We start from the raw sequence: 20181 nt of genomic DNA, 5'->3' as shown, positions 1-20181 counted from the left end.
AACGCCGGGACGGCCCGTTTTGGCCGGTCAGGCCACATTCCGGCTAATTTATGTAAACGTTAAATTAATCACGATCGTAAGCATTACATTAACCTTGTTTTGACGATTGCCGCTGCAAAGTCCGGCTTGGCTACGTGGTTTGCCAGGGCAAGGGTTCGGACAGATGCCAGCATCGCGATTGATAATTCTGAGCGTGGCGGTGGCCGCGGCGGGTGGTGCCGGTTATGTCGCGAAGAACATGGTGGCACCGCCGCCCCAGATCGTCGTCGATTCCGGGCCCCAGGCGCCGGCGGTGTCGCTGCAGGATGTGCTAGTGCTTTCGGGCGACGTTCCGATGGGCAGTCCGCTCGAGAAAAACATCGCCTGGCAATCCTGGCCCGCCGACGGCATCAACGCGAATTTCATCACCCGCACCGCCGAGCCAGAGGCGCTGGAAAAGCTGAAGGGCTCCGTTGCCCGCGTGGCGATGTACGCTGGAGAGCCTCTGCGGCGTTCCAAGCTGATCGGCGAGGGGCAGAGCTTCATGTCGTCGATCCTGCCTTCCGGCATGCGGGCGGTCGCCACCGCCATCTCGGCCGACACGTCGGCCGGCGGCTTCATTCTTCCCAACGACTTCGTCGATGTCATCATGACCCGCAGGGGCGATGCCAGCGGCGGCGGCGCCACCAGTTTCAACACTGAAACCATCCTCAAGAACATCCGCGTCCTGGCAATCGACCAGACCATTCAGGAGGACGAGGAAGGCAAGAAGACCAGGGTGGGCCAGACAGCCACGCTGGAACTGACACCGCGTCAGGCGGAGATCATCACCGTTGCCCAGCAGATGGCGGATCGCCTGACCCTGGCGCTACGGGCGGTCGCGGACACCCAGGAAAAGAATCTGGGCGAGGCCGACTATCTCGTTTCCGGCAATGGCCGCAGGGGAACGGTGAGGCTGATCAAGTCGGGCGAAGTTTCCGAAGTAGGGGCAAGGAAATGAGGCTAAGTGGTAAACTGCCGGCAATTGTAGCCGCGGCATTCGGCCTGCTGCTCATCGGAACGAACGTGCAAGGCCTCGTCGAGGCAAAGAACGCGCAGGTCACTGCATCGACGGCAACCCAGCGCGTCAAGCTTGGCCTCAACAAGTCGGTGGTCATCGACCTGCCGAGCGATGCCTACGATATTCTCGTCGCCAACCCGGCGGTTGCCGATGCGGTGACCCGCACCGCAAGGCGTATCTATCTGTTCGGCAAGGCGGTCGGCGAGACGAACATCTTTGTCTTCGGTCCGAATGGCGAGCAGATCGTCAGCCTGGATCTGGCTGTCGAACGCGACGTTGCCGGCCTTGAAGACTATATCAAGCGCTTCATTCCAACGTCGGCAATCAAGGTGGAACTGCTGAATGACAACGTCGTCCTGACAGGGACGGTCGACACGCCGCTGGACGCAAAACGCGCCGTCGACCTAGCGACGATCTTCGTGTCGGGCGGTGAAGCGACCACGGGACAATATTCGCAGACCGCGGCCGGCGGTTCGGCCCAGAACGGTGTCCAGATCGACAATCCGGACCAGGAACGCCGCACCAGCAAGATCGTCAACCTGCTTCAGATCATCGGCGACGATCAGGTCACGCTGAAGGTGACGGTCGCCGAAGTCAGCCGCTCGGTGATGAAGCAGCTCGGCGTCAACATGGTCGGCAGTGGCGGCAGCAACGGCATCAGCTACGGCGCGGTCAGCGACAATTTCACCGGCCTCGGCAAGCAGCTGTCGAATTCGGGCTTCAACATCGGCGCCTCGGGGCTGCAGGCCTATATCAACGCCATGGAGCAGTCCGGCGTCATGAAGACACTGGCTGAGCCGACCTTGACCGCCGTGTCCGGCGAGAAGGCGACCTTCAAGGTCGGTGGTGAATACAACATGGTGAGCGGCGTCTCCCAGAATGTATCGACCGACAACCAGACCGGCCTGAAGACCTACAGCGTCGACAAGATCGAGTACGGCATCGGTCTGGAATTCCAGCCGGTGGTGTTGTCTCCCGGCCGCATAAGCCTGAAAGTCAGAACCTCGGTTTCCGAGCCGACAACGGAAGGGTCGGTTTCGTTTTCCAGTGGCGTGACCAGCCCCGGCATGAATGCCCTGTCACTGCGCAAGCGCCTTGCCGATACGACCGTTGAACTGCCCTCGGGCGGCTCCATGATGATCGCCGGCCTGGTTCGCGACGATGTCAGGCAAGCCGTCAACGGGTTGCCCGGACTAACAAAGATTCCGGTGCTCGGCGCGCTGTTCCGCAGCAGGGATTTCGTACGCAACGAAACCGAGCTGGTGATCATCATCACGCCGTATCTCGCACGGCCCGTGGCACGCAACGACCTTGCCAAGCCGGACGACAATTTCAACGCTGCCAGCGATGGCGCCGCCATGTTCCTTGGCAGGGTCAATCGCGTCTACGGTACCATGCAGACTGACAAGCCCAACGGCCGTTACCATGGCGTTGTCGGCTTCATCTACAAATAGGCGGGAGCGGATATGTCTCAGTCAGCATTGAAGGCAAGCACCATCGCAACGACGATGCGCTTTGGCCGTTCGCGGATTTGCGGGCGAGCCGTTCCGGTCCTGGCAATTGCGGTAGCGGCGCTGCTGTCCGGCTGCGCCAATCGCGACAGCGTCACCGTCGGTGCGATTCCGGATGATTATCGCACCAATCATCCGATCGTGATCGCGGAGAAGAACCAGAAGATCGACCTGCCTGTCGGCGCCGGCGATCGCGGCATGACCGGATCGCAGCGCGACACGCTTCTGGGCTTCCTCGACAGCTATGACAAGAGTGCCGCCCCGACGCTGACGATCCAGGTCCCGAGCGGGTCGGCCAACGAGGTCGCCGCGACGGCGGCCGCCCGCGATTTCGCACGGCTCGCGGTCGCCGCTGGTGTCAAGCGCAACCGGGTCGTCGTCACCTCCTATCAGGCCGCCTCGAGCGAGATCTCCTCGCCGGTTCGCGTCTCCTTTGTCTCGGTGAGAGCCCAGACCGACAAATGCGGACGCTGGCCAGCTGACCTGGTCGAGACCTCGGAAAACAAGCATTATGCCGACTTCGGCTGCTCCTATCAGAACAATCTCGCCGCGCAGATGGCCAACCCGGCCGATCTGCTCGGCCCGCGGAAATCTACCGACATCGATGCTGAAAATCGCGGCGCGGTGATCGATGTCTACCGTCAGAGGGGCATCTCGGGCGATTTCCTTGGCAATTCGGAAGTAGATTACTGAGCCGCCGTCTCGGACAGAACAGGCCACGCGAAAGAGTATGATCATGAGCAACCTTGCCTACGACGCCCCGGTGGATGGCAGCGATACTTCGCAGCAAGACATCGCCGCGATGCAGGCATTGCGGCCGATCCCGCGCATCTCGATCCAGGCATTCTGCGAGACCGAGGGCGTTGCAAATCCGGTCGAGCGCGCCGGCGAGGACCGCCGCATGACGAAGGCGCATCTCAAGGTCCATATGGGCGGCGTCCCCACCGCCATCGAATTCTATCAGTCGGCGCCGACGCCCAATCTTATCCTGCTGGAATCGCGCAGCGAGCCGAAGCAATTGCTGGAGCAACTCGCCCAGCTCTCGGAATATTGCGATCCGACCTCGAAGGTGGTGGTGATCGGTCATTACAATGATGTCGGTCTCTATCGCGAGCTCATCCGCTCCGGCATTTCCGAATATGTGATCGCACCTGTCTCGATGGCTGACATCGTCAGCGTGGTGTCGTCGATTTTCATTGATCCGGAAGCCGAGCCGCTCGGCCGCTCGATCGCCTTTGTCGGCGCCAAGGGCGGCGTCGGTTCCTCCACGATTGCCCACAATGTGGCCTGGGCGATGTCCACCCTGTTCAAATCCGAGGTGGTCGTCGCCGATCTCGACCTCGCTTTCGGTACGGCCAACATCAATTTCGACCGGGATCCGGCGCAAGGCATCGCCGAGGCGGTGTTTTCGCCGGAGCGCATCGATGAAGTCTATCTCGACCGTCTGCTGACCCAGTGCGCCGAACACCTGTCGCTGCTGGCAGCCCCTTCGACGCTCGAAAGGGTCTATGACTTCGATCCCGAAGCCTTCGCGCAGCTCATCGACACCGCCCAGCGCAGCGTGCCGCTACTGGTGCTCGATATTCCCCATGCCTGGACGGGCTGGACCAAGAACACGCTGATCAAGGCCGACGAGATCGTCATCACGGCGACGCCGGAACTGGCCAATCTGCGCAACACCAAGAACCTGTTCGACATGTTGAAGCGACTTCGTCCCAACGACCCGCCGCCGAAGCTGATCATCAACCAGGCCGGCGTCCCCAAGCGCCCGGAGATTTCACCGTCCGATTTCACCGAGCCGCTCGGCCTGACGCCGATGTCGGTCATTGGCTTTGATCCGTTGCTGTTCGGCAATGCCGCCAACAACGGGCGCATGCTTGGCGAAATGGATGCCAAGAACTCGGTTGTCGCGATGATCAACGAAATCGCGCACGTGCTGACTGGGCGCAGTGAAATCAAGACGAAGAAGAAGGCAGGGCTTGGCAATCTGCTTGGCAGGCTCTCGCGCAACAAGAAATGACGTTTCAGCGGTGGAATCGGTAGCAGATCATGTTTGGTAAAAGAGGCAGCGACGACGGAAACCGGTTCACGCCGGAATTTCGCCAGCCGGCACCGACCCCGGTTGCGCCGGCGGCCGTAAGTTCTGCGGATACGGCGGTGCTTGCCCGCCCCGCTGCGCCTCCGCCAAGCGCACCTGTCGCGCCGCCGGCGCGCCGCACAATCGATGCGCCGTCATCGGCACCGGACCTGAAGCGGGTCCAACGCGAAAAGAGCGAATCCTATTACGACACCAAGAGCCAGGTTTTCGCCGCGCTCATCGACACCATCGATCTGTCGCAGCTCTCCAAGCTTGATCCCGAAAGCGCACGCGAAGAAATTCGCGACATCGTCAACGACATCATCGCGATCAAGAATTTCGCGATGACGATCGCTGAGCAGGAGGAACTTCTCGAGGACATCTGCAACGATGTGCTCGGCTATGGGCCACTCGAGCCGTTGCTGGCGCGCGATGACATCGCCGACATCATGGTCAACGGCTCCAAGAACGTCTACATCGAAGTCAACGGCAAGGTCGAACAGACCGGCATCCGCTTTCGCGACAACCAGCAGCTCCTCAACATCTGCCAGCGCATCGTCAGCCAGGTTGGCCGCCGTGTCGACGAATCCAGCCCGATCTGCGACGCGCGTCTTCCCGACGGCTCACGCGTCAACGTCATCGCGCCGCCGCTCTCCATCGACGGTGCCACGCTCACCATCCGCAAATTCAAGAAGGACAAGCTGACCCTGGATCAGCTGGTCAGGTTCGGCGCCATCTCACCGCAGGGAGCCGAAGTTCTCAAGATCATCAGTCGTGTTCGCTGCAACATCGTCATCTCGGGCGGTACCGGCTCGGGCAAGACGACTCTGCTCAACTGCCTGACCAACTATATCGACCGCGAGGAGCGCGTCATCACCTGCGAGGACTCGGCCGAGCTGCAATTGCAGCAGCCGCATGTCGTGCGCCTCGAAACCCGCCCGCCCAATCTGGAGGGCGAGGGTGAGGTAACGATGCGTGACCTGGTCAAGAACTGCCTGCGCATGCGTCCCGAGCGCATCATCGTCGGCGAAGTGCGCGGACCCGAGGTGTTCGACCTTCTGCAGGCGATGAACACCGGCCATGACGGTTCGATGGGAACGATCCACTCGAACAGCCCGCGCGAGTGCCTGAACCGTATCGAATCCATGATCGCGATGGGCGGTTATTCGCTGCCTCAGAAAACCGTGCGCGAAATCGTCGTCGGCTCCATCGACGTGATCATCCAGGCGGCGCGCCTGCGCGATGGATCGCGTCGCATCACCCACATCACCGAGGTGATCGGCATGGAGGGCGACGTCATCATCACGCAGGATATCGTCCTCTATAACATCAAGGGCGAGGACGCCAATGGCAGGCTGCTGGGAGAGCATGTATCGACCGGCATCGGTCGTCCGCATTTCTGGGACCGGGCTCGCTACTATGGCGAGGAGCAGCGCCTCGCCACTGCGCTCGAAGCGATGGAGAAACGCGCTGACTGACGGCGTGAGGGTTCTGGCCAATGTTTGGAATTGACGGCACAGTACTGGCGTTTGTCGTGCTCGCCGGCTTTAGCGCCGGCGCGGTCGCCTATGCATTCCTGTTCACCCGGATCAGCAACGAGAAACAGGTCGGCAAGCGGCTTGAAACGATCAAGTCCGCCGAGACTGATCGCTCCGTCGTCAAGGCCTCGCGTGACCGCGCGGCGGAAGCCGTCAAGCGGCGCAAGTCGGTTCAGGATTCGCTGAACGAGCTCGACGCAAAGCAGAAAACCAACGACAGCAGGGTCAAGAAACCACCGCTGAAAGCCCAACTCCGTCAGGCTGGCCTGAAGATCACCGTCGAGCGCTTCTATATATACTCCGCCATATGCGGCCTCGCTTTGACGATGGTTGCCTTTGTGGCCGGAGCGCCGCGGCTCGTTCTGCCGGGCGTGCTGCTGGCCGGCGCACTCGGCCTGCCGCGCTGGTTCGTCTCGTTTCGTCGCGCCCGCCGCGTAAAGGCATTCCTCAACGAATTTCCAAACGCGCTCGATATCATCGTGCGTGCAGTCAAGTCCGGCCTGCCGCTGAACGACGCCGTGCGCCTGATAGCCAACGAATCTCCCGAACCGGTGAAGACCGAATTTCGTCGTATCGTCGATTCCCAGCAGATGGGCCTGTCGATCCCCGATGCGACCTTGCGCATGCCCGAAACCATGCCTTGCACGGAGGCGAGCTTCTTCGGCATCGTCATCCAGATTCAATCGCAGGCTGGCGGCAACCTATCCGAGGCGCTGGGCAATCTTTCGCGCGTGCTTCGCGATCGCAAGAAGATGAAAGCCAAGGTCCAGGCACTGTCGATGGAAGCGAAAGCGTCCGCCGCCATCATCGGTGCGCTGCCTTTCATCGTTGCGTTTCTCGTCTACCTGTCGAGCCCGAACTACCTGATGCCGCTGTTCGTCACCAACGTTGGACACCTGATCCTTGGGTGCTCGGCGGTCTGGATGTCGATCGGCATCTTTGTGATGCGCAAGATGATGAACTTCGAAGTCTAGGATGCTGGCATGACCGACCAAGTCATCAAATCCCTGACCGATCCGAGCTTCCTGATCGCGATGCTGGTCGCCATAGCGGTGTTTGCGACCGTTTTCACCTTGCTGCCGGCGTTTGGCGGAAACCAGCTCAAGTCACGCATGAAAACCGTCGCGCTGGAACGCGACGAACTGCGTGCCAAGCAGCGCGCCCGGCTTGCCGTCGAAGCGGATCGCCGTCGCAAGGGCCTGCGCGAGGAACAGTCGGTTGGTATGCGCAACATTGTCGACCGGCTGGATCTGAGGCGCGCGCTCGCCGATGAGGGCACATTGCAGAAACTCAAGGTCGCCGGCTTTCGCGGACAGAACCCGCTGACGCGGTTTCTTTTCTTCCGTCTCGTGCTTCCTTTTGTCGGCTTCGCGCTGGGCGCAATCTACACCTTCGTACTCGGAGGATTGCCCGACAAGCCATTGGTCATCAGGGTGTTCGTCTGCATCCTCGTTGCCTATGGCGGCTTCTACGCTCCGGTCGTCTACGTCAACAACCGCGCTACCAAGCGCAAGCAGTCGATCCAGATGGCGTGGCCGGATGCGCTCGATCTGATGCTGATCTGCGTCGAATCGGGCATGTCGGTGGAAGCGGCCCTGCGCAAGGTCGCCGACGAGATCGGCGCGCAATCGGTGGCGCTGGCGGAAGAATTCATCCTCACCAACGCCGAGCTTTCCTATCTGCAGGAGCGCAGGCAGGCCTACGAGAACCTGGCAAGCCGCACCGGCCTGGAATCGGTCAAGTCGGTGTCGCAGGCACTCGTCCAGGCCGAACGTTACGGCACGCCGGTGGCGCATGCACTGCGCGTGCTGGCCGCCGAAAGCCGCGACATGCGCATGAACGCGGCGGAGAAGAAGGCGGCGGCCTTGCCGCCGAAGCTCACCGTGCCGATGATCCTGTTCTTCCTGCCGGTGCTTTTCGCGATCATTCTGGGCCCCGCCGGCATTCAGGTCAGCCAGCGCGGCATCTTCGGCGATCGTTCGGCACCATCATCGACAGCGCAATAGAGGCGAGGCTCGTCCCGCATCAGAAATGAAGAAGCCGCGCTGAACGTAGCGCGGCTTCTTCATTTCAAGGTTGTCGCAGATTGTCGTCCATAGCATGTCGCACAAGAACGCAGCGGTATTGGGCCAACGACATGCATCAAACAAAGACTTAAAGCGAGTTCGGCGCGACGAGATCTAGTTGGTCGCAGACTTTGGCTTGTCCTGGTCCTTGAGCTGGCTCCAGGCGTTCTGCTGGGCCAGCATCTGGCGCAGATAGGCGACGTTTGCCTGTGCCTGTTCGGGCGAGAGTTCCTGCGAGGCGATCTTCTCGGCTTCGTCGAAACGGCCCTGCAGGCCGACGACCAGCGCCAGGTTCTGGCGCACCCGGCTGTCTGCGTTCGGCTGCTGCGCGGCGGAGCGCATATAGGTTTCGGCGGTGCGCAGGTCACCTTCCAGCACGTAGGACATGCCGAGATTGGAGAGCACCGAAGGCTCGTTCGGCTTTAGTTCGAGAGCCTTGCGATAAAGCTGGCGCGCGTCGTCTTTCTGGCCGATCTGGTCGAGAATGGCCGCTTCGGCCGATACCAGCCTCCAGTCGGGATATTCCGGTGTCTGGGCGCGGCGCACGGCGTCCAGTGCGGCCTCGAACTGGCCATTGGCAGCCAGCGCCTTGCCATAGGAGGCGAGCACGTCGCGATCCTTCGGCAGGGCGATCGCCAGCTTGCGCATCACGGCGAGCGACTGGTCGGCGTCGCCATCCATCTGCAGCGCCGCCGCATAATTGGTGGCGATACGCTTGTCGGTGGGGTTCCTGGCGTAGGATTGGCCAAGTGCCGCCGTTGCAGTGTGCAGTTCCCCGCCCGACATGGCCTCCAGCGGTTTGCCGCTGTTGCGTCCGATCGAACCGGTGGTGAACTTGTCGGTTGCGCAACCGGCGACACTGGCCGCGAGCGCCAGCACGAGCGCCGTGGTGATGAACCGTTTTCCCGTGGCATTGATCGTGCGGTTGGTCGGCATCGGCACCGGGCCTCCATTCATACGCGGCCATTGCGTGGCCATCTTCCCTCCCGAAGAAATATTCTGTTAACCCTAACGGACGGTTAAGAATGGCGACTCAAGGGCGCCGCACGGAGAACATCGAATGCCTGTCGAACTCGTCGAAAAGAAACTGCCGGGCGCGCTGCCGGTCCATCTGGTCGCCAGGGATGGGCTGGAAGCAGCCGGTCTTGCGCCTGCCGCGGTCGCCTGGGCCAGGGCAAACGGCTTTTCAGGCGAGGCAGGCAGGACGCTGGTCGTGCCCGGCGAAAAGGGAGCCCTCGGCGGCGCCTTGTTCGGTATCGGCGATGGCGAGGGCGCACTCGCTCTTGGTGCGTTGTCGAAAGCCTTGCCGGAAGGCGATTGGCATTTCGCCTCCGCGCCGGCCGAGCCGGAGTTGGCGGCAACCGCACTGGTGCTCGGCGGCTATGCCTTTACCCGTTATGGCAAGAAACCCGGCAAGGCGCTGCGCTTCGTATTGCCGGCCGGCGTCGATGCCGGGCGCGTTCGCCGCATTGCCGATGGCGTCTTCCTGACACGCGATCTGGTCAACACGCCGACCAGCGACATGGGTCCGGAAGAATTGGAGAAGGCGGTGCGGAGCCTGGCCGCAGCGCACGAGGCCGAAATCTCGGTGGTGAAGGGCGACGATCTCCTCGATCGGAATTTCCCGATGATCCATGCCGTCGGTCGCGCGTCGACCGGCGCGCCGCGCCTGATCGACATGAGATGGGGGCAGCAAGGCGCGCCGAAGGTGACGCTGGTCGGCAAGGGCGTCTGTTTCGACACGGGCGGTCTCGACATCAAGCCGTCGTCCGGCATGCTGTTGATGAAGAAGGACATGGGCGGCGCGGCCAATGTGCTTGGTCTCGCCTCGATGATCATGGCCGCCGGCCTGAAGGTGCGTCTGCGCGTGCTCATTCCCGCGGTCGAGAATTCGATCGCCGGCAACGCCTTTCGGCCGGGCGACGTGCTGACGAGCCGCAAGGGCATCACCGTCGAGATCGGCAACACGGACGCGGAGGGGCGGCTGGTGCTGGCCGATGCACTGGCCTTGGCCGACGAGGAGGAACCGCAGCTTCTGGTCGATATGGCGACGCTGACCGGGGCAGCCCGTGTCGCGCTCGGCCCCGACCTGCCACCCTTCTATACCGGCGATGAAGCGCTGGCGTCCGACCTGGCGGTGGCTTCCGTCGCGATCGAGGATCCGTTGTGGCGCATGCCGCTGTGGCGGCCTTACGATGCAAAACTGTCGTCGAAGATTGCCGACATCAACAACGTCACCACCGACGGTTTCGCCGGCTCGATCACGGCGGCACTCTTCCTGAAGCGCTTTGTCGAAAAGACCGCCGGCTGGGCGCATTTCGACATCTTCGCCTGGAACCCCGCCGACCGTCCGCATGGCCCCGCAGGCGGCGAGGCGCAAGGCATTCGCGCGCTGGAGCGGATCATCTCGAAACGCTTTGGCTGATAGCGACAAGCAGAGCCGGCAAATTGCAGAAACTGAAACGGAACCGAAACAATTTGCCGTCATGCTGGTCGGATGTCGATTGCCATGCGCCCCAGCCAGGCCTTGCGACTGTGGCAGCAAGTGATGCTGTCGCAGGTGCGCGACGACGCGCCCGACCTGACCATGCGTCAGACGGCGATCCTGTTCACCATCTATCTCGATCCGCCGCCGCACACGGTGCGCGGGCTCGCCGCCCGCCTCAATGTCACCAAGCCGGTGATCACCCGCGCGCTCGACACGATGGGTGCGTTGAAGCTCGTGTCGCGCCATCGCGACGAGCTCGACAAGCGCAATGTGCTGATCAGGCGCACGGTCGAGGGCGCGCTCTTTGTCGAGCGCTTCGGCGATGGTATCATTGCCAAGGCCCACGAATTGCCCATCTAAAGCACGATCCCGAACCGCAGGTCAGCGCAGCAAGAAGCGGGAACCGGTTTTTCGGACAAGATCATGCGTCAACATAATAAAGCAGAGTTGCTGATTTGACCGCCAGGGATGCCCGCCTTCACGCTTTCCGTTCCGACCTTGCCGATGCGCGGCTGAAGGGCGAGGTTGCCGCCGACCGCTTCGTCGCCGGCCGGCCGGCGCGGATCACCGCGTCCGTGGCCGATGTGCGCAAAGCGCCGCGGCCGGATGCCGGCGTCAACACCCAAGCCCTGTTGGGCGATGATGTACTCGTCTTCGAGGTCGCCGAAGGCTGGGCCTGGATCCAGGCCGAGCGCGATGGTTATGTCGGTTACGTCGCCGATACCATGCTGGGCGGGCGGGATCAGGCGGCGACCCATATCGTGTCGGTGCCGCGCACTTTCCTCTACCCTGCGCCGGATCTGCGGTTTCCGATCGCCGGACAATTGTCGATGGGATCGACGGTTGCGGTGACGGGTGCAGCCGAAACGCGCGGCACGCACTATGCCGTCCTGCCTTCCGGCGAGGCGATCATCGCCGGCCATCTGCGGCCTGTCGGTGATGCGGCCGCCGACTATGTTGCGGTGGCCGAGATGTTTCTCGGCACACCTTATCTGTGGGGCGGCGCTTCGGGTTTCGGCATCGACTGTTCGGGCCTTGTGCAACTGGCGATGCGCATGACCGGAAGCGACGTGCTGCGCGATTCCGACATGCAAGCGGCGACTCTCGGCGAGCCGCTCGATCCTGGCCCCGATTACACCGGGTTGCGGCGCGGCGACCTCGTCTTCTGGAAAGGCCATGTCGCCGTCATGACCGACGCCGATACCATGATCCATGCCAATGGCCACACCATGCTGGTGTCGCGCGAAGGGCTGAAGGAGGCGATCGCCCGCATCGGCTATCTCTATGGCGGCCCGACCGGGTTTCGGCGGCCGTGAAGTGAGAGGCGGTCCTTTCTCCCATAAGGGGGAAGGGAAGAACGATCCCCTTTTGTTCCGATTCTTCTTGGCGATTGCCTGCCTTCGCGCTACCTCTGGCGCGTGACAGAGCAGCCGCGCCTTGCCGAACAGAATGCCACTGTAGCCCTGCCCGAACCATTCATCAGGTGGTTCGGCGAGAAAGGCTGGTCGCCGCGTGCCCACCAGATCGAATTGCTGGCAAGGGCCCAGGGCGGGAAATCGGTGCTGCTGATCGCCCCGACCGGGGCCGGCAAAACGTTGGCCGGCTTCATGCCCTCGCTGACCGAACTGGCCAACCGGCCAAGGCGAAAGCCGGGGCAGGCGCATCGCGGCATCCATACCCTCTACATCTCACCGCTGAAGGCGCTGGCGGTCGACATCGAGCGCAATCTCGGCAAGCCGGTTGAAGAGATCGGCCTGCCTGTAACCATCGAGACGCGCACCGGTGACACGCCGTCGCACAAGCGTCAGCGCCAGAAACTGGTGCCGCCCGACATTCTGCTCACCACGCCCGAGCAACTGGCGCTGCTGATCGCGGCGCCCGATGCCCGTCGCTTCTTCGAGGATCTGCGCTATGTCGTGCTCGACGAGCTGCACTCGCTGGTGACGTCGAAGCGCGGGCATCTGCTGGCGCTCGGCCTAGCGCGGCTGCGCAGCTACGTGCCTGGCCTGCAGACGATAGGCTTGTCGGCTACGGTCGCCGAGCCCGACGAATTGCGGCGTTGGCTGGTCGGCCAGAATCCGCCAGGCGCCATGGCCGGCCTGATCACCGTGGCCGGCGGAGCCAAGCCCGACATCTCCATTCTCGACTCCGAGCAGCATGTGCCGTGGTCCGGCCATTCGGCCCGATACGCTATTCCTGAAATCTACGAGGCGATCAAAAGGCACCGCACGACGCTGCTGTTCGTCAACACCCGCAGCCAGGCCGAATTGCTGTTCCAGGAACTGTGGCGGGCCAATGAGGACTCGCTGCCGATTGCCTTGCATCACGGTTCGCTCGATGTCGGCCAGCGCCGGCGGGTCGAGAAGGCGATGGGCGAGAATGCGCTGCGCGCCATCGTCGCGACGTCGACGCTCGATCTCGGCATCGACTGGGGCGATGTCGACCTGGTCGTGCATGTCGGCGCGCCGAAGGGCGCGAGCCGCCTGGCGCAGCGCATCGGCCGCGCCAACCACCGCATGGACGAGCCGTCCAAGGCGATCCTTATTCCGGCCAACCGTTTCGAGGTGCTGGAATGCCGTGCCGCACTCGACGCCAACTATCTCGGCGCGCAGGACACGCCGCCGTTGATCACCGGCGCGCTCGACGTGCTGTCGCAGCACGTACTGGGCGTCGCCTGCGGGGCGCCCTTCTATGCCGACCATTTGTTCGAAGAGGTACGCAGTGCCGCGCCCTATGCAGGACTGGCACGCGAGACCTTCGACCGTGTCGTCGATTTCGTCGCCACAGGCGGCTACGCGCTGAAGAACTATGAGCGCTACGCCCGCATTCGAAAGACGGTCGGCGGGCTATGGCGCGTCTCGCATCCGCGTGTCGCCCAGCAATACCGTCTGAATGTCGGCACCATTGTCGAAATGCCGGAACTCAATGTCCGCTATGTCAGGCAGGGCCGTGGCATGGCTGGGCGCGGCGGGCCGGTGCTGGGCAAGATCGAGGAGTATTTCGCCGAGACGCTACGCCCCGGCGACAATTTCCTGTTTGCCGGCAAGGTGCTGCGCTTCGAGGGCATCCGCGAGAACGAATGCGTCGTCTCCAACGGCGCCGGCGCCAACATCATCGTGCCGTCCTATGCCGGCGGCAAGTTTCCGCTCTCGACCTATCTCGCCGACCAGGTGCGCGGCATGCTGGCCGACAGCAACCGCTGGCAGGCGCTGCCCGAGCAGGTCGCCGACTGGCTGCGGCTGCAGAAGGAAAAGTCAGTGCTGCCGAAGCGCGGCGACCTTCTGGTCGAGACCTTTCCGCGGGGCAACCGCCACTACATGGTCGCCTATCCCTTCGAAGGCAGGCTGGCGCACCAGACGCTCGGCATGCTGTTGACGCGGCGGCTGGAGCGCGCCAACGCCCGCCCGCTCGGCTTCGTCGCCACCGACTATTCGCTGGCCGTCTGGGCGCTGGACGACATGGCGGCGCTGTTCAAGGCGAAGAAGCCGTCATTGGCCGCCCTGTTCGACGAGGACATGCTCGGCGACGACCTCGAGGCCTGGCTGAACGACAGCTGGATGCTGAAGCGGACGTTTCGCACCTGCGCGGTCATCGCCGGACTGATCGAGAAGCGTTTTCCCGGGCAAGAGAAGAGCGGCCGCCAGGTGACGGTGTCGGCCGATCTGATCTACGATGTGCTGCGCAGCCACGAGCCGGACCACATCCTGCTGCAGGCGACGCGCACCGATGCATCGGCGGGACTGCTCGATGTCAGCAGACTTGCCGAGATGCTCTCGCGTGTCCGCGGTCGAATCATGCATAAGCATCTTGAGCAGATATCGCCGCTGGCCGTGCCGATCATGCTGGAGATCGGCAAGGAATTGGTGAATGGCGGCGCCAACGAGTCCCTGCTCATGGAAGCCGCCGATCTGGTCGAGGAGGCGATGGGCCAAAGATGAGACTGATTTCGAGATGAATTTTTCACTGGCGCGCACGTCGCTGATCGCCGAGGCCGACCTTGTCGGCATCGCCGGCGAGCGTGCGGTCTGCGACCGGCGCGGCGTGCTTTATTTTCCGGATCTGCGGCTTCTGGCCGTTTCCGACCTGCATCTCGAAAAGGGTTCGTCGCTGGCGCGGCGCGGCGCGCTGATCCCGCCTTACGACACCGGTGCGACGTTGCTGAGACTGCAGGCCGTGATCGCTGACTACCAGCCATCCATCGTCATCAGCCTGGGCGACAGCTTCCACGATGGCGGCGGCGCCGAGCGCATGCATGCGAGCTTCCGCGAACGGCTGGAAGCGCTGATATCCGGCCGCGACTGGTTCTGGGTTGCCGGCAATCACGATCCGGAAGCGCCCGCCGACCTGCCCGGCGAGACGGTGCGCGAACTTGCCATAGGCTCGCTGTTGTTCCGGCATGAGCCATCGAAGGAACGTGTCGAAGGCGAAATAGCGGGTCATCTGCATCCGTGCGCGCGCATCGTGCAACGTGGGCGTTCGGTGCGGCGGCGCTGCTTTGCCGGCGATGGCGGCCGCATGATCATGCCGGCCTTCGGCGCCTATACCGGTTCGCTCAACGTGCTCGATCGCGCCTATGCCGGGCTGTTCCGGCTGGACACGCTGATGGCCTACATGCTCGGCGCCGAGCGCATTTTCGCGATTTCACGGTCGATGCTCAGACCGGGCTGAGGTCAGCGTCCATAGTAGAGCGTCACAGTGTGCTTTGCCTCGGCGAAGAACAGCCAGCGTTCGACCAGCATGCCGGCGAACTGGACGCCGGCCGCGAGCAGCGACAGCAGCGCCGCGAAGGGCCACGGCGAGGCAAATACGGCGGCCAGCAACAGGATGGGCAAAGCGAAGGCCAGAACCTGGGTGATCTGGCGCAGGCGTGCGCTGTGCTTGCGCGCGATGCGGAACCCCATCTCCTTGAGCAGATAATTCTCTTCGGTATGCGGCCATTCCAGCGATCGTACCGTGCCGCCGGCGAGCCCCGTCGCGGTGTTGGCATTGGTTGGGATTTCCAGCCGGTCGTTGTAGCGCCAGGTCGCCAGCTTCCAGCCCCAGCCGAGCAGACTGAACAACACCGAGGCCACTAGAAGCGTCTTCGAGCCGAGAGCAAATGCCTGCAGCAGCGCGTTCAACAGCACGCTGCCGGTCATCGCCGAAAAAATGAGGTAGCCGGGCAGAGTCAAGCGGCTATGCCACTGGGCGATCGGCTTCAGCGACGCATAGATCATGCCGGTGGTACAGACGGTGACGACCGCACCGATGGCCGCCAGAAATCCGGCGATGGCCACCCAGCCGCCACTGCGGCCGAAAAACACCCAGCCGATGCCGAACAGGCCCGCCGGAACGAAGGTGATGACCGAGGCAACGCCTTCGCGCGACAGCCATGAGCTGCGCCATTGCGAGAACGCTCGCCAGGCGCGTTCGGGTCTGCCGAGATGGCCTGTCGAGGACAGTAGCCCGGCCACGATCAGGCCGAGCGCCAGGCCCATGCCGATGAGGCCCAACCAGAAATCGGGCGGGATGATCTGGAAGCCTCCGAGCACCCCAAGCAGCGCCAGCAGCCCGTAGCCGGCGCCGGTCGCGGTGGTGAAGAAGACGACGGAGAAGGCTGGGTGCATGGATGTCAGTTCGAAAGCATGCGGTCGACCCAGCCCAGGAAGCCCCCTTCGGCCCGCACCGCTTCGAGTGCCGGCGCGGCCACCGATGCGGCGCGCTTGGTGTGGGCGCGCGGCGGCAGATATTTGTTGGTCGGGTGATAGCCGAGTTCCGGCATCAGGTCGACGCCACCACGCTCCGCCACCAGCTGCGAGACGGCCGACGCGGGATCGCCGAGATCGCCGAAATGCCGGGCGCTGGTCGGGCAAGCGGCGACGCAGGCCGGCACGCGGTCTTCCTCAGCCAGGTTGTCATTGTAGATGCGGTCGACGCACAGCGTGCACTTCTTCATCACGCCGACATCACGATCGAATTCGCGCGCCCCATAGGGGCAGGCCCAACTACACAATTTGCAGCCGATGCACTTGTCCTCGTCGATCAGCACGATGCCGTCCGAGGCCCGCTTGTAGGAGGCGCCGGTCGGGCAGACCGTGACGCAGGCCGGCGTCTCGCAATGCAGGCAGGAGCGCGGGAAGTTCACGGTCCGCCCGCCCATCTCGGTGGTGTGTTCGTAGCTGTGGACGCGGTTGAACCAGACGCCGTCGACATGGCCGCCATAGGGGTCGATGTCGGTCAGCGGCGCCATGTGGCCGCCGGTGTTCCATTCCTTGCAGGCCGTGACGCAGGCCTGGCAGCCGACGCAGGTGTCGAGATCGATGACGAGGCCGAGCTTCTTGCCGCTTTGACTTGGCAGACAGGTCATTCGGCCGCCTCCCTTGCCCGGCGGAACTCAGCGCCGAAGGTCAGTCTGTCGGGTGAGGGTTCGAAGCCAGGCGGTTGTTGGAAACGTTCGAATTGCGGCTCGGTGAAGCCGGCTTCCTCGGCCGCGCATTTGACGATGCGCACGCGCAGGTCGAACCACGCCGCCTGACCGGTCACCGGATCGGAGTTCGAATAGCGCTTGCCGTTGGCGTCGGCCGAAGTCTGGTCGCCAATGATGTGGTTGAGCAGGAAGCCGCGATTGGATTCGGCGGCGTCATCCTTCAGCCCCCAGCTGCCACGCCGCTTGCCGATCGCGTTCCAGGTCCAGACCGTGCTTTCGTTCACCCCGTCGACCAGCTTGATCTGCCCCTTGACCTTGCCGTTGATGCTTTCGATCCACACCCAGTCGTCATCGACAAGACCGAGACCAGCGGCGGTCCGGTGATGCACGAACAGCCGGTTCTGGCTGGTGATCTGTCTCAGCCACGCATTCTGCGAGCCCCAGGAATGATACATATGCATCGGCCGCTGCGTCAGCGCGTGCAGCGGATAGTCTTGCAAATCGACGGCCGCTTCCTCGAACGGCATGTACCAGTACGGCAGCGGGTCCATATAGGTCTCGATGCGCCGGCGGTCGCCCTCTGGCGGCACCACGCGGCCATGGCCGCGTGCGGCCAGCCTGAGGCGCTGCAGAGGCTCGCAATAGAGCTGGAAGACGACCGGCTCAGCCTTGGGGATGAAGCCCATCTGCACCGCGAAGTCGAGATAGGAGCGGTTGGCCATCTTGTAGTAGCGCTGGTCCTCGGCGAAATCGTGGTGCCAGAAGCCGCCATTGTCGATGTAGCGCTGCAATTGGTCCGGATTGGCCTCGCCCTTGCCAAACGAGGCGCCATCCTTGCCGCGCCAGCCAGCAAGCGGGCCAATGCCGGGCGTGCGCTCATGGTTGACGATGTAATCGGCATAGTCGCGGTATCTGGCCGAGCCATCGTCATTGACGAAGCACGGCAGGCCAAGCCGCGCGCCGAGTTCGATCAGCACCGACTGGAACGGCCTGACATCGCGATCCGGCTCGACGACGGGATGGCGGATAGCGTCCCCTGGTCCGTCGGCATGGCTGATCGGCCGGTCGAGCAGGCTGATGCAATCATGGCGTTCGAGATAGGTTGTGTCCGGCAGCACGAGATCGGCGAACGGCACCGTCTCGGAATAATAGGCGTCGGAATAGATGATGAAGGGGATCTTGTAGTTGCCCGCTTCGTCATGGTCGGTCAGCATGGCCATGGTCTCGACAGTGTTCATCGAGGAATTCCATGCCATGTTCGACATGTACATCATCAACGTGTCGATCGGGTACGGGTCGCCGGCCCACGCATTGCGGATGACGGTGTGCATGAGGCCATGTGCCGCCAGCGGCGCATCCCAGGAATAGGCCTTGTCGATGCGAACAGGCATGCCGGCGTCGTCGACCAAAAGGTCGTCCGGCCCACAGACGAAGCCGAGCGGCATGCCGTCGAGCGGCGTCATCGGCTTGACGGTCTTGCCTGAAGGCTTTGGGCCCGGCGGCGCCGATCTCGGGTAGGGCGGCTTGAAGCGGAAGCCGCCGGGAACATCCACGGTGCCGAGCAGCACCTGCAAGAGATGGACGGCGCGGCAGGTGTGAAAGCCGTTCGAATGGGCGGAGATGCCGCGCATGGCATGCATCGACACTGGCCGCCCCTTGATCGTCTCGTGCCGGCGCCCGGCCCAGTCGGTCCAGGCGACCGGCAATTCGATCGTCTGTTCGAAGGCGACATGCGCGAGTTCGGCGGCGATCCTGCGGATCGTGTCGGCGGGAATGCCGCAGCGCTCTGCCACCGCGTCGGGTGCGTAGCTCTCATCGAGATAGCGGTCGGCGATGAGCTGGAACACCGGTACGCAGCGGCGACCGTCGACGGTGAAGCTGCCCGTCAGTGCAGGCTTGGCCTCGGTATCGGTGGCGCTGACCGGTCTCTTCGCAACTCTGTCCCAGGCCAGCGGATTGCCGCCGGCGTCACGCACGAACAGGCCGTCATCCGCCGCGCCCGGCTGCTGGATGACGAGCAAATGCGCATTGGTGTACCGCAGGAGATAGTCGAGATCGACGCGCCCGGCCTTCAGCAATTCGTGGATGAGGGCGAACACGAACAGGCCATCGGTGCCGGGTCGGATGCCGATCCAGTCGTCGGCAATGGCGTTGTAGCCTGTCCGGCACGGATTGATCGAAACCACCTTGGCACCGCGCGCCTTGAGCTTGCCGAGGCCGATCTTGATCGGGTTGGAATCGTGATCCTCGGCGACGCCGAACAGCATGAAGTATCTGGTGTTGTCCCAGTCGGGTTCGCCGAACTCCCAGAACGACCCGCCGATCGTATAGAGGCCGCCGGCCGCCATGTTGACCGAACAGAAGCCGCCATGCGCGGCGAAGTTAGGCGTGCCGAACTGGCTGGCCCACCAGCCGGTGAGCGACTGCGACTGGTCGCGACCGGTGAAGAAGGCAAGTTTTTTCGGATCGGTCCGGCGGATGACCGATAGCCGTTCGGTCGCGATCGAGAAGGCTTCCTCCCACTCGATCTCGCGAAATTCTCCCGAGCCGCGCGGGCCTGTGCGCAGCAATGGTTTTTTCAGCCGGGCCGGACTGTAGTGCTGCATGATGCCAGAGCTGCCCTTGCCGCAGATCACGCCGCGATTGACCGGATGGTCCTTGTTGCCGTTGATGTAGCGGACCTTGCCAGCCTTGATGTGCACGTCGATGCCGCAGCGGCAGGCGCACATGTAGCAGGTCGTCTTGGCGATGCTGTCGGAAATGCTTGGCGAAGTGTCGACGCCGTCGCCTTCATCGGGCGCCCTGGTGTCGGCAAGCGGGCGTTGCGATGGTGCCGAATTTGCGCCGCGCGGCGGTCGGTGCATCATGATCCGCTGGTGCCCGCACGGCCGGCGGACTTGGCTCGAGTCTTCGGCCCGGGGCCGCGCATATAGTGCTCTTCCGGGTGGTATCGGTCACCGGCCAGCCGCCGCCGGATGCCGCGGGTCCAATGGGCAAGCAGGGATCTGAACCGCCCGATCATTTTGTTCCCTGCGATTCGGTGGCGAATTTTTTCT

16 protein-coding genes are annotated in these 20181 nt (G+C 63.2%); 12 read left to right on the top strand and 4 right to left on the bottom strand.

Going from position 1 to position 20181, the window contains the following annotated elements:
• Positions 1-163: 163 nt before the first annotated feature.
• From cpaB to AC07FD_RS20525, 7 genes are read left to right on the top strand one after another with little or no spacing between them, the layout of a single operon-like run.
• Entirely contained in the window at positions 164-979 is an 816-nt protein-coding gene (cpaB, locus tag AC07FD_RS20555) for a Flp pilus assembly protein CpaB (protein ID WP_457153293.1), read from the top strand.
• Entirely contained in the window at positions 976-2493 is a 1518-nt protein-coding gene (locus tag AC07FD_RS20550) for a type II and III secretion system protein family protein (RefSeq protein ID WP_478351325.1), read from the top strand. Before cpaB ends, AC07FD_RS20550 begins: the two co-directional genes overlap by 4 nt.
• A gap of 12 nt (positions 2494-2505) precedes the next feature.
• The gene (locus tag AC07FD_RS20545; protein WP_478351324.1) at positions 2506-3243 is read left to right on the top strand and encodes a CpaD family pilus assembly protein; all 738 of its coding nucleotides are present in this window, start codon (positions 2506-2508) and stop codon (positions 3241-3243) included.
• Between the two features lie 43 nt (positions 3244-3286).
• On the top strand, positions 3287-4570 hold the full coding sequence (locus AC07FD_RS20540) for a CpaE/TadZ family protein (RefSeq protein ID WP_245331028.1): 1284 nt from the start codon (positions 3287-3289) through the stop codon (positions 4568-4570).
• 29 nt (positions 4571-4599) lie between these two features.
• The gene (locus tag AC07FD_RS20535) at positions 4600-6105 is read left to right on the top strand and encodes a TadA family conjugal transfer-associated ATPase (protein ID WP_095082361.1); all 1506 of its coding nucleotides are present in this window, start codon (positions 4600-4602) and stop codon (positions 6103-6105) included.
• Positions 6106-6125: 20 nt separating this feature from the next.
• Positions 6126-7139: a type II secretion system F family protein gene (locus AC07FD_RS20530; RefSeq protein ID WP_477225345.1), complete on the top strand. Its 1014-nt coding sequence runs from the start codon at positions 6126-6128 to the stop codon at positions 7137-7139.
• 9 nt (positions 7140-7148) lie between these two features.
• Positions 7149-8171 carry a type II secretion system F family protein gene (locus AC07FD_RS20525; protein ID WP_457151533.1) on the top strand — a complete coding sequence of 341 codons (1023 nt, stop codon included), beginning with the start codon at positions 7149-7151 and terminating at the stop codon, positions 8169-8171.
• Between the two features lie 174 nt (positions 8172-8345).
• Here AC07FD_RS20525 and AC07FD_RS20520 read toward each other — a convergent pair whose 3' ends face one another.
• A complete protein-coding gene (locus tag AC07FD_RS20520; protein ID WP_457151535.1) occupies positions 8346-9167 on the bottom strand; it encodes a tetratricopeptide repeat protein in 822 nt (273 codons plus the stop codon).
• A gap of 124 nt (positions 9168-9291) precedes the next feature.
• Here AC07FD_RS20520 and AC07FD_RS20515 point away from each other — a divergent pair, with 124 nt between their 5' ends.
• The 5 genes from AC07FD_RS20515 to pdeM all read left to right on the top strand — a co-directional run bounded on the left by AC07FD_RS20515 (position 9292) and on the right by pdeM (position 15387).
• Positions 9292-10656 carry a leucyl aminopeptidase family protein gene (locus AC07FD_RS20515; protein ID WP_478351323.1) on the top strand — a complete coding sequence of 455 codons (1365 nt, stop codon included), beginning with the start codon at positions 9292-9294 and terminating at the stop codon, positions 10654-10656.
• A 72-nt stretch (positions 10657-10728) separates the two neighbouring features.
• Positions 10729-11079 (top strand): MarR family winged helix-turn-helix transcriptional regulator, encoded by a 351-nt coding sequence (locus tag AC07FD_RS20510; protein ID WP_056588405.1) that lies wholly within the window; start codon positions 10729-10731, stop codon positions 11077-11079.
• A gap of 95 nt (positions 11080-11174) precedes the next feature.
• Complete coding sequence (locus tag AC07FD_RS20505) at positions 11175-12035, top strand: C40 family peptidase (protein WP_477225347.1); 861 nt, start codon at positions 11175-11177, stop codon at positions 12033-12035.
• Between the two features lie 102 nt (positions 12036-12137).
• The gene (locus AC07FD_RS20500) at positions 12138-14657 is read left to right on the top strand and encodes a ligase-associated DNA damage response DEXH box helicase (RefSeq protein ID WP_478351322.1); all 2520 of its coding nucleotides are present in this window, start codon (positions 12138-12140) and stop codon (positions 14655-14657) included.
• 13 nt (positions 14658-14670) lie between these two features.
• A complete protein-coding gene (gene pdeM / locus AC07FD_RS20495; RefSeq protein WP_457151529.1) occupies positions 14671-15387 on the top strand; it encodes a ligase-associated DNA damage response endonuclease PdeM in 717 nt (238 codons plus the stop codon).
• Positions 15388-15389: 2 nt separating this feature from the next.
• Here pdeM and AC07FD_RS20490 read toward each other — a convergent pair whose 3' ends face one another.
• From AC07FD_RS20490 to AC07FD_RS20480, 3 genes are read right to left on the bottom strand one after another with little or no spacing between them, the layout of a single operon-like run.
• On the bottom strand, positions 15390-16325 hold the full coding sequence (locus AC07FD_RS20490) for a dimethyl sulfoxide reductase anchor subunit family protein (protein WP_478351321.1): 936 nt from the start codon (positions 16323-16325) through the stop codon (positions 15390-15392).
• Positions 16326-16330: 5 nt separating this feature from the next.
• The gene (locus AC07FD_RS20485) at positions 16331-17065 is read right to left on the bottom strand and encodes a 4Fe-4S dicluster domain-containing protein (protein ID WP_477225350.1); all 735 of its coding nucleotides are present in this window, start codon (positions 17063-17065) and stop codon (positions 16331-16333) included.
• Positions 17062-19992 carry a molybdopterin oxidoreductase family protein gene (locus AC07FD_RS20480; protein WP_478351320.1) on the bottom strand — a complete coding sequence of 977 codons (2931 nt, stop codon included), beginning with the start codon at positions 19990-19992 and terminating at the stop codon, positions 17062-17064. Before AC07FD_RS20480 ends, AC07FD_RS20485 begins: the two co-directional genes overlap by 4 nt.
• Positions 19993-20181 lie beyond the last annotated feature (189 nt).

The organism is Mesorhizobium waitakense, from assembly GCF_056431085.1.
The sequence above is the reverse complement of the archived record's forward strand: the minus strand, read 5'-3'. Positions and strand labels throughout refer to the sequence as shown.

Coding starts and splice junctions, on each gene's coding strand:
- cpaB (WP_457153293.1), top strand. CDS start 164: ATGCCAGCATCGCGATTGATAATTCTGAGCGTGGCGGTGGCCGCGGCG.
- AC07FD_RS20550 (WP_478351325.1), top strand. CDS start 976: ATGAGGCTAAGTGGTAAACTGCCGGCAATTGTAGCCGCGGCATTCGGC.
- AC07FD_RS20545 (WP_478351324.1), top strand. CDS start 2,506: ATGTCTCAGTCAGCATTGAAGGCAAGCACCATCGCAACGACGATGCGC.
- AC07FD_RS20540 (WP_245331028.1), top strand. CDS start 3,287: ATGAGCAACCTTGCCTACGACGCCCCGGTGGATGGCAGCGATACTTCG.
- AC07FD_RS20535 (WP_095082361.1), top strand. CDS start 4,600: ATGTTTGGTAAAAGAGGCAGCGACGACGGAAACCGGTTCACGCCGGAA.
- AC07FD_RS20530 (WP_477225345.1), top strand. CDS start 6,126: ATGTTTGGAATTGACGGCACAGTACTGGCGTTTGTCGTGCTCGCCGGC.
- AC07FD_RS20525 (WP_457151533.1), top strand. CDS start 7,149: ATGACCGACCAAGTCATCAAATCCCTGACCGATCCGAGCTTCCTGATC.
- AC07FD_RS20520 (WP_457151535.1), bottom strand. CDS start 9,167: ATGCCGACCAACCGCACGATCAATGCCACGGGAAAACGGTTCATCACC.
- AC07FD_RS20515 (WP_478351323.1), top strand. CDS start 9,292: ATGCCTGTCGAACTCGTCGAAAAGAAACTGCCGGGCGCGCTGCCGGTC.
- AC07FD_RS20510 (WP_056588405.1), top strand. CDS start 10,729: ATGTCGATTGCCATGCGCCCCAGCCAGGCCTTGCGACTGTGGCAGCAA.
- pdeM (WP_457151529.1), top strand. CDS start 14,671: ATGAATTTTTCACTGGCGCGCACGTCGCTGATCGCCGAGGCCGACCTT.
- AC07FD_RS20490 (WP_478351321.1), bottom strand. CDS start 16,325: ATGCACCCAGCCTTCTCCGTCGTCTTCTTCACCACCGCGACCGGCGCC.
- AC07FD_RS20485 (WP_477225350.1), bottom strand. CDS start 17,065: ATGACCTGTCTGCCAAGTCAAAGCGGCAAGAAGCTCGGCCTCGTCATC.
- AC07FD_RS20480 (WP_478351320.1), bottom strand. CDS start 19,992: ATGATGCACCGACCGCCGCGCGGCGCAAATTCGGCACCATCGCAACGC.